This window comes from Emticicia aquatica (assembly GCF_923079645.1).
In the GTDB taxonomy this organism is placed as follows: Bacteria; Bacteroidota; Bacteroidia; order Cytophagales; family Spirosomataceae; genus Emticicia; species Emticicia aquatica.
Genome location: NZ_CAKLPY010000002.1, coordinates 805,550 through 823,581 on the forward strand (window position 1 = coordinate 805,550; position 18,032 = coordinate 823,581).

Consider the following 18,032-nt stretch of genomic DNA (forward strand, 5'->3'; position numbering starts at 1 on the left):
CATAAAACGTTTTTGTTGCACTACCAAATAAATGATTCAATTTTAGTAAAAAAGGTTGTAATTTCCCAAAAATTAAAACACTAAACGCTGGATTCCAAAAAAGCAAATTTGCAAAATCAGTAACCATAATGATATTTTATTGTCTTTTCGAAATGGTAACAGATGAAACAAAGTCAGTAGAAATGCAGAAACGAAAAACCAACCGATATAATTTTGCAAAGGTGGAAGGCCACCAGTCCACGACCACATATCTAGTTGAATGGCAATGGGTTCAGCCAAAAAATCAAACATTGTCATCAATAATGCTCCGTAAAGCACTTTAAAATAAAGTGGCTTTGTAACCCGACAAAACGAACTTCCAACACAATAAACTAATAAAAGCCAATTGACACCAATTACAGGCGGAACACTTAGAAACTTAAAACCGAGCGTTGTTTCATATTGATATTCTCCGAAAATCAAGCCTGTTTTCACACCGATTACTTCTATAAAATAACCTGTCAAAAAAGTTAACACAATGAATATCAGAAAGTTACGATTCCATTCTTGATGAAAATACAACAAAATAGCACACGATGCTAATAGGTTGAATGGTGTGAGAAATCTAAAAAGTTCGGCAGCGGCATTTACATTTAGGCCAATGATTCCTGCCACATACATCGAGGTTAGGAGATAGAGATACGGTTTATGTTTCACTTAGGTTTGATATTTTCTTCAAATTTAACTACTCAATTCACATAAAACAAAAGGTCAAGCAAAATGCTTGACCTTTTGTTAATTTATTAAAGAGAGACGTTCATTTTGATTAAACGTATTCTCTGCGTTGTTTTGCTGCATCTTGAGCTTTCTTCTTTTCAGCGGCGGCTTCAAGTTCTGCTTTGCTTCCAACGATAATATTTTGGTATTTACGATTACCTGTTCCAGCAGGAATCAAGTGACCAACAATAACGTTTTCTTTCAAACCTTCGAGTGTATCACGCTTACCTCTTACGGCAGCTTCTGACAACACTTTCGTAGTTTCTTGGAACGATGCCGCTGACATAAATGATTCTGTACCTAACGACGCAGCAGTGATACCTTGTAATGTTGGACGAGCTACGGCTGGCATGGCGTCACGCACAACGATTTGTGCTAAGTCAGCACGCTTCAATCGGCTATTTTCGTCACGCATTTCACGGCCTGTAATAATTTGACCAGGCTTGAATTTATCCGAAGCACCAGCGTCCATTACTACTTTTTTATCCAAAATTTTATCATTTCCTGCACGTACTAACCATTTGTCAATCATCTGATTATCCAAGAAGAGTGTATCGCCTGAGTCAATAACCTCAACTTTTTGCATCATTTGACGAACAATCGTTTCAATGTGCTTATCTGAGATTTTTACCCCTTGTTGGCGATAAACGGCTTGTACTTCGTTTACCAAATATTCTTGTACAGCGGTTGGCCCTTTAATACGAAGAATATCGGCTGGCGTAATTGCACCGTCAGAAAGAGGGTCACCTGCCAATACGAAATCTCCATCTTGTACTAAGAATAATTTCGATAATGGCACCATGTATTTCATTTTGATTCCGTCTTTTGCTTCAACAAAAATCTCACGATTACCACGTTTGATAGCACCATATTGTACGATACCATCAATTTCAGATACAACCGCTGGATTTGAAGGATTACGAGCTTCAAACAATTCGGTGATACGAGGTAAACCACCTGTAATATCTCGGTTCATGTTGATAGCACGTGGAATCTTAGCTAAAATCTGACCAGCTTTGATGATTTTTCCATCCTCAACTGTCAAACGAGCTAATACTGGCAAGTTATACGCTTTTTCTTCCTCACCATTGCTAGAACGCACAATGATTGAAGGGTTTTTAGTACGGTCTTTCGATTCGATGATAACTTTATCACGGAAACCAGTTTGTTCATCGGCTTCTTCCTTGAAAGTTATATTTTCTTCGATAGCATCGTATTCAATTACACCATCAATGTCTGAAAGGATAACGGCATTAAATTGGTCCCAATGGCACATTACGTCACCTTTGTTAATTTTTTGTCCGTCTTTTACTTCCAAAGTAGCTCCGTAAGGTACGTTATTCACGATAAGTACGTTATTTGTACCTGTTTCGATGATACGAATCTCACCACGACGACCCAATACAGTTGTAATTGCATTACCTTCACGGTCGGTTGACTGTACGGTACGCATTTCTTCTAATTGTATTGTTCCAGCGAATTTAGCTTTGATATTTGCTTCTGAGGCAACGTTTTGGGCAGTACCCCCTGTGTGGAATGTACGAAGTGTTAACTGTGTACCTGGCTCACCAATTGATTGAGAGGCAATTACACCAACGGCTTCCCCACCTTCCGCCATACGGCCAGTTGCAAGGTTACGTCCATAACATTTCGCACAAACACCTGTTTGCGTTTCGCAAGTCAATGCCGAGCGAATTTCAACAGTTTCAATGGCAGTTTCGTCGATTTCAGCGGCAATTTCTTCCGTGATTTCTTCGCCTGCTTTTACGATAAGTCTCTTAGTTAATGGGTCGATCAAATCATAAACTGATGTACGTCCCAAAATACGCTCTGAAAGTGGCTCAACGATATCTTCGTTGTCTTTCAAGGCAGAAACTTGAATACCTCGTAAAGTTCCACAATCAATTTCATTTACTACTACGTCTTGAGCAACATCGTGCAAACGACGAGTCAAGTAACCTGCATCGGCAGTTTTCAAGGCTGTATCGGCCAAACCTTTACGAGCACCATGAGTAGAGATAAAGTATTCGAGTACGTCAAGACCTTCTTTAAAGTTAGACAAAATTGGGTTTTCGATAATTTCTCCAACCGAACCTTGAATATTCTTTTGTGGTTTCGCCATCAAACCTCTCATACCGCCCAACTGACGCACTTGTTCTTGCGAACCACGAGCTCCAGAGTGCATCATCATGTAGATTGGGTTAAAACCTGCTTGGTCTTCTTCTAATTGTTTCAATAGAATTAGACGCATACTACTATTTACACGTCCCCAAATATCAATAATTTGGTTATAACGCTCACGTTCAGTAATGATACCGAACATATAGTTGTTTTGTACTTCTTCTACTTCTTTTTTCGCATCTTCAACGAGTTTAACTTTTTCTGGAGGAACAATGATATTGTCCAAACCAATTGATAAACCACCTCTGAAGGCTGTTTGATAACCTAATTCTTTGATATCATCCAAGAATTTAGCTGTACGAGCATAGCCTGATTCTTTGAAGACACGGCCGATGAGCTGTTGTAGTTTTTTCTTGGTCAATAATTCGTCCAAATAACCTACTTCTTCTGGTACACATTGATTAAACAAAATACGACCAGCAACAGTATCAACAACTTTATAAACTAATTGTCCGTTTTCATCTTTTACTTTCACACGACATTTAATGTGAGCGTGTTTAGAAACAGCTCCTTCATTAAGGGCGATGATTACTTCTTCAGCCGAATAGAATGTAATTCCTTCACCTGGCTCTTTGTGAGTTGGTGTTGATTTACGTCCTTTTGTTACGAAGTAAAGACCTAACACCATGTCCTGAGATGGTACAGTGATTGGAGCTCCATTGGCAGGATTCAAGATATTATGAGCAGCCAACATCAAAATTGAAGCTTCCATAATTGCTTCCTGACCAAGCGGCACGTGAACGGCCATCTGGTCACCGTCAAAGTCAGCGTTGAAGGCTGTACAAACTAACGGGTGCAATTGGATTGCTTTACCTTCCACTAATTTTGGTTGGAAAGCCTGAATACCAAGTCTGTGAAGCGTAGGAGCACGGTTTAGAAGAACTGGGTGTCCTTTCAAAACATTTTCCAAAATATCCCAAACTACGGCATCTTTTCTATCAACGATTTTCTTAGCAGATTTTACCGTCTTAACAATTCCACGCTCAATTAGTTTTCTAATAATAAACGGTTTGAAAAGTTCGGCTGCCATATCTTTTGGCAAACCACACTCGTGTAATTTCAATTCTGGTCCTACAACAATTACCGAACGACCTGAATAATCAACACGTTTACCTAATAAGTTTTGACGGAAACGACCTTGCTTTCCTTTCAACATATCTGAAAGAGATTTCAAGGCACGGTTACCTTCCGAACGAACAGCATTTACTTTACGTGAGTTATCAAAAAGTGAATCAACAGCTTCTTGCAACATACGTTTTTCGTTACGTAAGATTACTTCTGGAGCTTTGATTTCCAACAAACGCTTCAAACGGTTGTTACGGATAATCACACGACGGTAAAGGTCATTTAAGTCAGAAGTAGCAAAACGACCACCATCCAAAGGTACAAGCGGACGCAATTCTGGTGGAATAACTGGCACCATACGAATAACCATCCATTCAGGTTTGTTTTCGATACGTGTGTTTGCATCACGTAAAGCCTCTACGATTTTCAAACGTTTTAAGGCATCAGCCTTACGTTGTTGTGAAGTATCGGTAGCAGCAGCGTGACGTAAATCGTACGACAACTGGTCTAAATCTAAGCGAGAAAGCATCATTTCTAAAGCTTCTGCACCCATTTTAGCGATAAATTTATTAGGGTCTTTATCGTCGAGCATTTGGTTTTCACGTGGCAACTTGTCCATGATATCCAAATATTCTTCTTCAGTCAAGAAGTCGTTTTGTGAAACGCCATCTTCACCTTTAACACCTGGTTGAATAACCACGTATCGTTCGTAATAAATAATTTGGTCAAGTTTCTTCGATGACATTCCGACTAAGTAACCAATCTTATTTGGTAAACTACGGAAGTACCAAATGTGAGCAACAGGCACAACTAATTCGATGTGTCCCATGCGTTCACGACGAACTTTTTTCTCAGTAACTTCTACGCCACAACGGTCGCAGATAATGCCTTTGTAACGAATACGTTTGTATTTACCACAGTGGCATTCCCAGTCTTTAACAGGGCCGAAAATACGCTCGCAAAACAAACCGCCCATTTCGGGTTTGTAAGTACGGTAGTTGATAGTTTCGGGTTGTGTAACTTCTCCGTATGAGCTTTCCAATATTGACTCTGGTGAAGCCAAACTGATGGTAATGCTCTGGAAGTCACTATTTAATTTTTTATTTTTCTTTAAAGACATTTTCAAGTATGATTGATGTGAAAATGATATGCTCATTTTAAGGTGTGTAATTCCTTAGAACAACACACCTTTATTTTTTTGACTACTGTAACGTAATCTCCAAGGCCAATCCACGTAATTCGTGAACCAATACGTTGAATGATTCTGGGATATTTGGTTTTGGCAAATTCTCCCCTTTCACGATTGCTTCGTAAGCTTTGGCACGACCCAATACATCATCAGATTTTACGGTTAATATCTCTTGCAAAATATGTGACGCACCAAAAGCTTCCAATGCCCAAACCTCCATTTCTCCGAAACGTTGACCACCAAATTGAGCTTTACCACCCAATGGTTGTTGTGTAATCAATGAGTATGGTCCGATTGAACGAGCGTGCATTTTATCATCAACTAAGTGACCAAGTTTCATCATATACATGATACCTACGGTTACTTTTTGGTCGAAAGGTTCACCAGTCAAACCATTGTAAAGTTGCGAACGTCCATAAGGTGGTAAGCCTGCTTCTGCTAATTCGGCTGATACTTCTTCTTCAGTAGCACCATCAAAGATTGGCGTAGCATATTTACGGCCTAATTTTCTACCCGCAAGACCTAATACAACTTCATAAAGCTGACCAATATTCATACGAGAAGGTACACCAAGTGGGTTCAACACGATGTCCATTGGCTGACCTTCTGCCGTAAATGGCATATCTTCATCACGAACGATACGAGCAACAACCCCTTTATTTCCGTGACGACCAGCCATTTTATCACCTACTTTCAACTTACGTTTCTTAGCGATATAAACTTTAGCCAATTTCACGATACCTGCTGGTAGTTCATCACCAACTTCTAATACGAAACGCTCACGTTTGAATCGACCAATTACTTCGCTACGACGAGCTAAATAATTTTTACAAAGAGATACAATCAATTTATTGAAAGCAGTATCTTCTGTCCATCCATCCAAAATAACATCTCCTAAAAGGTTTACTTCTTCGGGAACATTGTATTGACTTTCATCAACATAATTGTTTTTATCTGGGAATAAGTTATTAGCAATATTTGAACGATTGAACTTAACGCCTTTAGAGATTAGTTCATCACCAAATTTATGTTTTACTCCCACCGTTGTTTTGCCATCTAGCAATTCAACCAATTTATCAATCATCAAAGCACGGAGTTCGAGTAACATTCTTCCGTGTTTTTTCATTAACACTTTCAACTCTTCTTTGTGCTTAGAGCGTTCTTCTTTGCTTGGGCGTGAGAATAGTTTTGTGTCGATAATTACACCGTCCATTGAAGGTGGTGCTTTTTTCGATGCATCTTTTACGTCACCGGCTTTATCACCAAAGATAGCACGAAGAAGTTTTTCTTCTGGAGTTGGGTCTGATTCTCCTTTTGGAGTAATCTTACCAATCAAAATATCACCTTCTTTTACACGTGTTCCTGTGCGAACGATACCGTTTTCGTCGAGATTTTTCACGGTTTCTTCCGAAACGTTTGGAATCTCAGCCGTCAACTCTTCTTCTCCGCGTTTTGTATCACGTACTTCGAGTTCGTATTCTTCGATGTGAATAGAAGTAAAGATATCTTCACGAACAACTCTTTCCGAAATTACAATCGCATCCTCAAAGTTATATCCTTGCCAAGGCATGAAGGCAACCAAAAGGTTACGTCCAAGAGCTAATTCTCCACCTTGAGTTGCATACCCTTCTACAAGGATTTGACCTTTTTTAACGGCTTGCCCTTTTAATACAATTGGGCGAATATTGATACAAGTATCTTGGTTCGTACGACGGTGTTTGATTAGTTCGTAAGAAGTAATATTACTGTCAAAGCTAACTAATGTTTGCTCTTTTGTCCACTCATAGCGAACTTTGATAACATTAGCATCAACGTATTCAATAATACCATCTTCTTCTGCAACAACCAAAGTACGTGAGTCACGAGCCAAACGACCTTCCAAACCAGTACCTACAATCGGAGCTTCAGGACGCAACAAAGGCACAGCCTGACGTTGCATGTTTGAGCCCATCAAGGCACGGTTCGCATCATCATGCTCAATAAACGGAATCATTGATGCCGCCACTGATACAATTTGATTTGAGGCAATATCCATGAAGTCAATTGATTCGGGTGCTTTCATCGGGAAATCACCTTCATAACGACATTTCAAAGTATCTACCAAGAAATTACCATCAGCATCAACATCGGCTGTTGCCATGGCGATGTTTTTACCATCTTCTTCCTCAGCAGTCAAATAAACTAGTTCTTTTGTTAATTTACCATTTTCAATCTTAACGTAAGGCGTCTCAATAAAGCCCATACCATTGATTTTGGCATACGTACAAAGCGACGAAATCAAACCGATGTTTGGTCCCTCAGGTGTTTCGATAGTACACAAACGACCGTAGTGCGTATAGTGAACGTCACGAACCTCAAAACCAGCACGCTCACGGCTCAAACCACCAGGCCCAAGTGCCGACATACGACGCTTGTGGGTAATTTCGGCCAATGGATTAGTTTGGTCCATGAATTGTGACAATTGGTTCGTACCAAAGAATGAGTTAATAACCGACGAAAGCGTACGGGCATTAATCAAATCTACTGGCTTGAAATCTTCATTGTCACGCACGTTCATACGTTCTTTGATAGTACGAGCCATACGAGCCAAACCTACACCAAATTGAGAGTAAAGTTGTTCTCCTACGGTACGTACACGACGATTCGATAAGTGGTCAATATCATCGACAACTGCTTTCGAGTTAATCAAACTGATAAGAAACTTAACGATTTCGACAATATCTTGGGTTGTCAAAACACCAGTTTCAAGTGGTGTAGTCAAGCTCAATTTTGTATTTACACGGTAGCGACCAACTTCTCCTAAATCATAACGTTTGTCAGAGAAGAACAAACCTTGAATAATCTCACGGGCTGTTGCTTCATCAGGTGCTTCGGTGTTACGTAACTGACGGTAGATTTGCTCAACGGCCTCTTTTTCAGAGTTTGAACTATCACGTTGCAACGTATTATAGATAATGTTAAATTCTGAAACGTTGGCATCTTCACGGTGCAAAATGATAGATTTTTGCTCAGTGTTAAGAATTGTGTCAATATCATTATCAGTGATAACAGAATCACGCTCCAAGATAACCTCGTTACGGTCGATTGATACAACCTCGCCAGTATCTTCATCAACGAAGTCTTCAGTCCATGTACGAAGTACACGAGCTGCTAAACGACGACCGATTGCTTTTTTCAAAGCTTCACGAGTTCCTGGAATTTCTTCCGAAAGACCAAAAAGGTTAAGGATGTCTTTATCAGACCCAAAACCGATTGCACGAAGCAATGTTGTAACTGGGAATTTTTTCTTACGGTCAATGTAGGCATACATGACGTTGTTTACGTCAGTCGAGAATTCAATCCACGAACCTTTCATCGGGATTACACGAGCTGAGTAAAGTTTTGTTCCGTTTGTGTGCTTACTCATTGAGAAGAACACACCTGGCGAACGGTGTAATTGTGATACGATAACACGCTCAGCTCCGTTGATAACGAATGAGCCACGACCATTCATGTATGGAATGTTACCGAGGAATACTTCTTGCTCGATTGTCTCGAAGTCTTCGTTGTCAGTATCATTACAAATCAAACGCAATTTTGCTTTTAAAGGCACAGCGTAAGTAAGACCACGGTCAATACACTCATCAACTGAGTATTTTGGTGGGTCAATTGTGTAATCGACGAATTCTAACACGTAGTTTTCACGTGAATCGGCGATGGGGAAGTTTTCGGCAAATACGTTGTAAAGCCCTTCCATTTTTCGGCTTTCGGCTGGTGTCTCAATCTGGAAAAAATCCTGGAATGATTTTACCTGAATATCCAAAAAGTCTGGATAATCAATAACGGGCTTTACCGTTGCGAAACTTTTTCTACCGGTTTCTGTCAGATTCAAGGTTTGAAAAGTTTTAAGTGATATAAAATTTTAAAAAATAGCTTAAAATATTGAGCAAAACTGACCACTTTTGATAGCAATCAATTGCTAAACACTATTCGCTGAAAACTGTTTTATATCGTAGTGAAGCGAATAATTATCCCTGTTCGACTGTCCTACGAAAACAGCAGTGTATCGGACAAAAATTCTACTAATGAAAAGCTTTTTTTTAGGGGGTATTATTAAATAGGGTGCGAAAGTATATATTAATAATGAAAAAAACAAGTATTTATTGCTTTTTGTGTTTTTTTATTGCATAAATCAGTTTTTTTTTAAGAAAAAATAGCCATTTTTAAATAATAAGCTTCAATCTGTTTGTTTTTGATTTTTTAATATTAAATTTCGGTGTGTTACCTAATGCCTCGAAAACATCAATTATTCACTATTCATTTATCATCAACGAATAAAGGCTTTTTAAGTAAGTTCTTGAAATTTCAATAATTATCATCTATTTTATTTGCCATATACTTTTAGTTTTGATAGCATGAGCAGTATTGTTCAAAATTTTTCATTCTCGGTTATTGTTTCTGTCTCTTTGGTAGTGATTTTTTATTTAATGAAAAATTCCTACTCAAAATACAGTCATTTGCATGTTAATAACATTGAAGACTTATCCAAACATCACTTTCGCTATATTCTTTATTTTTGGGCAGTAGGTATTTTTGTGCCAGCAAGTGAGTTATGTATTGAAATATTTAAGGTTAGAGAAAAAAGTGATTTAATAGCTAATTTAGTTATCGGAGCTATTTGTTTGGGAATTGGTTTTGGCAGTCGTTATTCTGATTTTTTGAAAAGAAACCTACATCATTTCTTCCTAGGTTTCTTTATCACATACAACTTATTGATTATCTATAAGATTGCCTATGCCCCGATGGATTTTCTGAATTTAGCAGAATTTTCTATCATCAATATGACTTCTTATTATGTGTTTTACAATGCCAAAAATTTTTACATTTACTTCTCTTCGATTAATGCCATATTATTGACTTTTGTATTTTCAAAATTGATTTCTGCTAAAGATTACATCATCTATTTCAATAGCTCTTTTATCTCTTTTACTATCAATTATGTTATTCATTTTATTGATTTAAGCACCAAAGAAAACTTATTTTTTGCCTACAATTTTGTCAATAAAGGCAATTTATTGGTAATCGGAATCGATAATGAAGGCACAATAACTTTTGTAAGCGATAACGTAAAGGAAACATTAGGCTATGATAAAGAAGAATGGATTGGTAAAAACTGGAACGCCGATATTGCAAAAGACATCGAAACCACAATAATTGATGGCGTAGAAACCCAGAAAATGAAAGTTAAAAATGGCGACTATAAATTTCTGGATTGGCATGAAGAAGTTTTTAACGATAGTTTATCGCTAAAAGTGGGGCGAGATATTAGTGAAATAAAACAAAGTGAAACCCAACTAAGGCGTACAAATAGTCGGCTCAATAGTCTTTTATCGAATATCGGTGACTTGGTTTTTGTGATTGATACTAATTATTTTTTTAAAGAATACTACCAAAGTGAAAACGAAAACGACCTTTTGTTGCCTGCATCTGCTTTCATAGGCAAAACCATTTTTGATATTGGCTTTCCCGAAGACGCTTTAAATGCGATTAAAGTTGCAGTTGATACAACCATAAAAACTAACAAAAAATCGAGTGCCGAATATGCTCTTACGCTTCCGCACGGCAAGCAGTGGTTCAATGTTGTAGTTTCGACGCTCTCCGACGAGGAAGGAACGCCTATTGAAGTAATATGTATTGCCCGAAATATTACTGAAAGTAAATTATCTGAAATCGAACTTAAACGCACAAAAGAAACCCTCGAACAAACCAATCGAGTGGCACTTGTTGGTGGTTGGGAGTTTGATATTAAAGAACAGAAATTAAGAACTTCGGATATTACAAAAAGTATTTATGAAGTATCAGCAGACACAACAAGCGATTTTCAGGGGGCTATTCAATATTTTAAAGAAGGAGAAAATAGGGATGCTATCAAAAAAGCTTTAGATGATTGTATCAAATTGGGCATTCCTTATGACCTCGAACTTGAAATTATTACGGCAAAAGGCAATAGTAGATGGGTAAGAGCCAAAGGTGCAGCCGAATTTGTGAACAATCAGTGCAGTCGTATTTATGGTACGGTGCAAGATATTGAAGAACAAGTCAATGCAAAAAATGCACTCATTCAAAGTGAAGAAAAACTTCGCTTTATCAGTAATAATATTTCGGATGTTGTGATAGTTTTTGAAAAAGATAAAGTCGTTTATCTTTCGCCCGCTCATGAAAAACAATTCGGGTATTCGGCAGAAGAAGCAATAAGCATTGCAGAAAATAATATCTTTGATTTCTTCCATCCAGATGACCATCAATTACTTGATGATGTATATGGACAGGCTATTCAAAAACAAATGCCTAGTTTGACCTATATTTCACGTTTTTTACATAAAAATGGTCATTACGTATGGCGTGAAGATTCTGTAAATCTGATTTATGATAAGGATGGCAGCCCTTTAATGCGAATAGTTTCGGCAAGGGATATCAGCGAACGTAAAGCAGCCGAAATAGCAAAACAACAAAGACAAGAACGAAGATTATTACAAAATACTATTCTTCTAGGTATTTCAACAACTCCTTATGACGAAAGTGGTTTTTGGGAAAAAGGTATTCAAACAATCACTGAAGCTGCTGCCAATGGCATCGGAGTAAGTAGGGTATCGATTTGGACTTACACTAAAGACCAAATTGAATCAGTTGATTTATTTAACCGAGAATCAAGCCAGCATTCTTCGGGCGAAGTTATTATTGCTTCTCAATTTCCAACTTATTTTGAAGGGCTAAAAAAGGGGTTAGCAATCGTTGCAAGTGATGCTCTTACGCATAAATATACCCGTGAACTAGCTGAGTCCTATCTAAAACCATTGTCTATTAAGTCAATTCTCGATGTTCCTGTTCGAGTAAATGGTAAATTAGAAGGTGTTATTTGTTGGGAGCAAACCAACGAAGCAAAAATATGGACTGAAGAAGACATTTCGTTTGCTCGGTCGATTGCAGATATTATTTCGCTTGGTATCGAAGCTGATAAACGTAGAAAAGCAGAGGCAGAATTAAATCAAACCAAGGAGATTCTCGAACAAACCAGTATCATTGCTCGCATTGGTAGCTGGGAAATTGATTTGATTAATAAAGACTTTTATCTTTCTGACATTAATAAAGTAATCTTAGAAGCTCCCCTTTCATTTAAACTCGAATTAGATGATGCTCTCAATTATTATAAAGAAGGAGAAAGCCGAGATAAAATAGCCTCGGCCATTTATAAATGTATCAAAGATGGTACTTCATTCGATATTGAAGTGCAAATCATAACACTCAATGGCACCGAAAAATGGGTACGAGCCATTGGGCAGGCAGAGTTTTCGCAAGGACAATGCAAGAGATTATATGGTACTTTCCAAGATATTGATGAACAGGTTCAACTCAATCAAATAGTAAGAGATAAGGAGCAACAATATAGAACTTTGATTGCTAATATTTCGACTGTAACCTTCCGTTGCTTAAATGATGAACATTGGACGATGATTTTTATTAGCGATGCCATTAAGCATCTGACTGGTTATGACGCTAGTGATTTTATCAATAATCAGGTAAGAAGCTATATAAGCATCGTTCATCCTGATGATAAATCGTTTGCTGCTTTACCATTTGTAGGAAATTTATTAGAAGAATATTCCATTGAATATCGCATACTTGATATCAATAATAACATTATTTGGGTCAATGAAAAAGGAACAAGGTATTTTGATGAAAATGAAAACCGCTTCTTACTAGATGGAATAATCACAAATATTACTGAAAGAAAAACGACCGAAATTGCTATCAAAAAAAGCTATGAAGACTTAAAAAATGCCCAAGGGAAATTGCTGGAAATACAATTAGAACAAGAAAAATTTGTCAATTTAATTAAATATTCAGACGCATTCATTGCTCTTTCTGACATGAAAGGCAATGTAATTTTCTTGAACGAAAAAGCAAAAAATATGTCAGGATTTGGTGATTCATATCAACAAACAACTGCTTTTCAATACCATACCGACAAGAGTGCAAATCTATTAAGAAACGTTGTTATTCCATATATTTTCAAAGATGGAATGTGGAAAGGTGAACTAGATATTGTCCATTCAAAAACAAAAGAAATCCGTTATACTGATGCCACCGTATTTTTGATAAAAGACCCATTAACTGAGAAAGCTTTTACCGTTGCAACAATACAAATTGATATTACTGAACGCAAAAAAGCAGAAGAAAAACTAATTGAAAATCAGCATTTGTTACTTTATAAAAGCGAAATCCTTGCGGCAATTGCCAAAACAACCGAAAAACTACTCATTAGTAAAAACATCAAAGAAACCCTCAAAGAAACATTTAGATTAATTGGCGAAGCAGTCAATGTTGACCGTGTTTATTTCTTTGAAAACGACTTAAAAACAAATCTGATTAGTCAAAGTGTAGAATGGGTAAAAGATTCAATCAGCTCACAGATGAACAATCCATTGACGCATAATCTTTCGTTTGAGGATATTTCTTTTTACACCGAGCCACTTTTACAAAACAAAATATTTCAAAAAACTTTTAGCGGACTTAACAATCCGAAAATCACTAAACGATGGGAATCCCAAAGCATTTTATCCGCTTTATTACTGCCCATTTTTATCAAAAATCAGTTTCATGGCTTTATCGGTTTTGATGATTGCACAAACGAACAAATATGGTCTGAAGAAAAAATCAATATCTTGCAATCATTGGCCACTAATATTGCGAATGCATTTGAAAGAATCAAAAATGAAGCGATTATTGAAGAAAGCGAAGGGAATTTCCGACAACTCACCGAAACCATTCAGGATGTATTTTTACTTTATGATGTTGTCAACGATAAATGTCTTTATGTAAGTCCTTCTTGTAAAAAAGTTTTGGAAGCCGACCAAGAATACTTTTATACTCAAAACAATTATATTCAAGATTTTTTGAGTGAAGAATACCAAACATTTGGTTTTACTATTTTGGGAAAACTTCGCCAAGATAATATTGCAGAAGGCGAATTTATTATTAAAACAAAAGATAACCAAGAAAAATGGATTCAACAAAAAGCATTTGGAATCAGAAATAAATCTGGTGAATTAGTCAGGATTTCATCAGTTTTCACAGACATTACCGAGCGAAAATTGATTCAAAATCAAATCAAACAGCTCTCAATTGTAGCCGAAAAAATTACCACAGGTGTATTGATTGCCGATATCGAAGGGCGTGTTATTTGGGCAAACCAAGGATTTTTGGAAATGCTCGAAATCCCGCTTGAAGAGCTTATCAATAAACGACCTAGAAATTTATTTAATCCTCAAAACAGAGAATTAAATGACCAAATTGATATTATGAATGGGTATAATTTTACCCTTGAGTTAGAAGTTGAAACGTATAAGAAAAACAAAAAATGGATAGAAGTAAACAATACCGTTATCAAAGATGATGAAGGCGTAATTATTCAACAAGTTGAAGTTGTAACGGATATTACCGAAAGAAAAAAAGTTGAAAAAAAATTAGTAGAAGAACGTAAGCTTTTAAGGGCAATTATTGATAATATTCCGATTAATATTTATGTAAAAGATCGGTCTGCGAAAAAAATCCTTTCTAATAAAACCGATGTAAACTATGCTGGCTATAAAGAAGAAAGTGACGTCATCGGAAAAATGGATTTCGACCTTTATGATGCCAAATCAGCTCAAGAATCTTTTGACCTAGATATGGAAGTAATGTCTTCAAAACAAGCAAAAATCGCTTTTGAGTCGTTGCATAAGCGTAAAAATGGAGATATTTCTTGGCTCTTAATTTCCAAAATTCCTCTCAAAAATGAACTTGATGAAGTAACCAGCATGGTTGGTATCAGCATTGATATTACAGAACGAAAAAAATCACAGCAGCTTTTACAAGAAAGCCAGCAAAAACTAACTGGTATTCTCAACTCGCTTGATGAGGTTGTTTGGGCAATCAGTGTGCCTGACTATAAACTTTTATTTGTGAGTAAATCTTTTGAAAAAGTATATGGTAAAACGGCTCGTGAATGGCGAAGAAATTTTAATATCTGGAAAGAAGCGATTCATCCAGAAGACAGAGTAATTGCCGAAAAAATTGAACATGACGTCATCAATTATGGAACAGCTCATGGAATATATCGAATAATTGACGCTCATGGCAACTTGAAATGGCTCGAAAATGCCACTAAAATGGTCAAAAATGAAAAAGACAAGGCATTTATGATTATTGGTATCACGACTGATATTACTGATAAAAAAATAGCCGAACAAGCTCTCATTAAAGCAAATAAGTTGACAGAAGCTGCCAATAAGTCAAAAGCCGAACTTGAGTTAAGAGCCTTGCAAATGCAAATGAATCCTCATTTTGTGTTTAATGCACTCAACTCGATTCAGAGCTACGTGATGAATCAGGATACTTTTACGGCTAATAGTTATTTATCAAAATTTGCTCGTTTGATTCGCCTGTTTCTTGATTCATCAAGAAGTAAATTTATTACACTGGCCGAAGAAATAAATCTGCTTACACTTTATATCGAATTAGAAAATATCAGATTTGATAATAAGTTTGATTTTGAAATTACCATCGAACCAAACGTTAGTAAGTATATCGAAATCCCAACGATGATTTTGCAACCATTTGTCGAAAATGCCATCAATCATGGACTTCGATATAAACTAACGAAAGGATTTTTAAGTATCCGTTTTTATAGCGAATTAGGGTATCTTATCTGTAAAATCGAAGATAATGGTGTTGGCAGGAAAAATGCCGAACGGATTCAGACCAAATCAAGTAAAGGCTATCAATCGCAAGGTTTAAAAATTACGGCCGAACGCCTTTTGGCTTACAATAAAATTAATGATGCGAATATTGTTTTCTCGGTCAATGATAAAATACGAAATGCTGAAGACCCAAATGCAGAAGTGGGAACTGTAATTGAAATAAGATTTCCAGAAAATTAAAACAAAATCACTTTTCAGAAAGTAATTAAAAAGGTTGAGCTTCATTGCTTGACCTTTTTTGCTTAATTTTGCACAAAAAAACATTTTTTTGAAATAATTACACTATACAAATGGCACTTAGCGAACAAGAAATACTACGCCGTCAGAAAAGACAAGACTTAATGGCAATGGGAATTGACCCCTATCCTGCCGATTTATTTGAAATAAATGTAACGGCTGCCGATATTGAAAAAAATTACGAAAATAATAAGTTAGATTATAAAAACGTATCTATTGCTGGCCGTTTGATGTCTTTCCGAATCATGGGAAGTGCGTCTTTTGCTGAATTACAAGATTCTACGGGTCGTATTCAATTATACTTCCGCCGTGACGATTTATGTCCAGATGAAGACAAAACTTTATACAATACAGTTTTCAAGAAATTGCTTGATATTGGTGATATTATTGGTGTAAAAGGCTATGTTTTCACTACTCAAACTGGCGAAACTTCGATTCACGTAACTGAATTTAAAATTTTAAATAAATCACTTCGCCCATTACCAGTTGTAAAAGAAGTTGATGGTAAAATCTACGATGCGTTTTCTGACCCTGAGCAACGCTACCGCCAACGCTACGTAGATTTAATTGTGAATCCGCACGTAAAAGAGGTTTTCATTAAGCGTGCAAGAATCATCAGCACCATGCGTAGGATGTTTGATGATAAAGGTTGGTTGGAAGTAGAAACGCCAATTTTGCAGCCTATTCATGGTGGGGCAGCCGCACGCCCGTTTGCCACGCACCATAATACGCTCGATATGCCTTTGTATATGCGTATCGCCAACGAACTTTACCTCAAACGCCTCATTGTTGGTGGTTTTGAAGGTGTTTATGAGTTCGGAAAAATGTTCCGCAACGAAGGAATGGACCGCACGCACAATCCAGAATTTACTTCGCTCGAATTCTACGTGGCTTACAAAGACTACGAATGGATGATGGGAATTACGGAAGAAATATTTGAGAAAGTAGCAATGGCGGTTCATGGCTCAACGATATTCAAATTAGGTGAAAATGAATTGAATTTTGCAGGCCCATTTGCTCGTTTGAGTATTTTGGAAGCCATCGAAAAATATACAGGCGTAAACTTGGGCGAATTGAGTGAAGAAGAAACTCGAGCCTATTGCCGCCAATGGGGAATGGAAATTGACGATACAATGGGCAAAGCCAAATTGATTGATGAGATTTTTGGTGAAAAAGTAGAAGCAAACCTTATTCAACCAACATTCATCATTGATTACCCAGTCGAAATGTCGCCATTGACAAAGAAACACCGTACAAAACCAGGTTTGGTTGAGCGTTTTGAGTTATTTGTGAATGGAAAAGAGGTGGCTAATGCGTACTCAGAGCTAAATGACCCAATCGACCAACGTGAACGTTTTGAAGAACAAGCAAGACTCGCAGAGCGTGGCGACGACGAAGCGATGGCGATGGACGAAGATTTCATTCGCTCACTCGAATACGGAATGCCACCAACCGCTGGAATCGGTATCGGTATCGACCGCCTCACAATGATGTTGACAGATAACGTGAGCATCCAAGAAGTACTTTTCTTTCCGCAAATGCGACCAGAAAAGAAACAAGAACTTTCACAAGAAGCAGATTATGAAGCGATTGGTATTCCGAAAGTTTGGGTTCCAGCCTTACAAAAAATGGGCTTCGTAATGGTTGACCAACTCAAAGGAGCAAACGCCAATAAAATCTTTAATGATTTAGGTGGAATGAGAAAAAAACTCAAAATCGATGAAAAAATGCCGAGTAAAGAAGAGGTGGAGGCTTGGGTGAAGTAAAAAAATAGACAATATATTTGTAAAAGCGGAATATTAAAATTCCGCTTTTTTTATTAAACG

5 protein-coding genes are annotated in these 18,032 nt (G+C 37.1%); 2 read left to right on the forward strand and 3 right to left on the reverse strand.

Annotated elements, in window-relative coordinates; genetic code table 11:
* Window positions 1–72: 72 nt before the first annotated feature.
* The 3 genes from MJQ71_RS13075 to rpoB all read right to left on the reverse strand — a co-directional run bounded on the left by MJQ71_RS13075 (window position 73) and on the right by rpoB (window position 9,062).
* On the reverse strand, window positions 73–696 hold the full coding sequence (locus MJQ71_RS13075; RefSeq protein WP_238807070.1) for a carotenoid biosynthesis protein: 624 nt from the start codon (window positions 694–696) through the stop codon (window positions 73–75).
* A 109-nt stretch (window positions 697–805) separates the two neighbouring features.
* Entirely contained in the window at window positions 806–5,122 is a 4,317-nt protein-coding gene (gene rpoC, locus MJQ71_RS13080; protein ID WP_238807071.1) for a DNA-directed RNA polymerase subunit beta', read from the reverse strand.
* Between the two features lie 82 nt (window positions 5,123–5,204).
* Window positions 5,205–9,062 (reverse strand): DNA-directed RNA polymerase subunit beta, encoded by a 3,858-nt coding sequence (gene rpoB, locus MJQ71_RS13085; protein ID WP_238807072.1) that lies wholly within the window; start codon window positions 9,060–9,062, stop codon window positions 5,205–5,207.
* Window positions 9,063–9,657: 595 nt separating this feature from the next.
* Here rpoB and MJQ71_RS13090 point away from each other — a divergent pair.
* Window positions 9,658–16,149 carry a PAS domain S-box protein gene (locus tag MJQ71_RS13090; RefSeq protein WP_238807073.1) on the forward strand — a complete coding sequence of 2,164 codons (6,492 nt, stop codon included), beginning with the start codon at window positions 9,658–9,660 and terminating at the stop codon, window positions 16,147–16,149.
* 110 nt (window positions 16,150–16,259) lie between these two features.
* Complete coding sequence (gene lysS / locus MJQ71_RS13095; protein WP_238807074.1) at window positions 16,260–17,972, forward strand: lysine--tRNA ligase; 1,713 nt, start codon at window positions 16,260–16,262, stop codon at window positions 17,970–17,972.
* Window positions 17,973–18,032 lie beyond the last annotated feature (60 nt).

Bases quoted from the DNA above. Each gene is read 5' to 3' on its own strand.
- MJQ71_RS13090 (WP_238807073.1), top strand. From the start codon at position 9,658: ATGAAAAATTCCTACTCAAAATACAGTCATTTGCATGTTAATAACATT.
- lysS (WP_238807074.1), top strand. From the start codon at position 16,260: ATGGCACTTAGCGAACAAGAAATACTACGCCGTCAGAAAAGACAAGAC.
- rpoC (WP_238807071.1), bottom strand. From the start codon at position 5,122: ATGTCTTTAAAGAAAAATAAAAAATTAAATAGTGACTTCCAGAGCATT.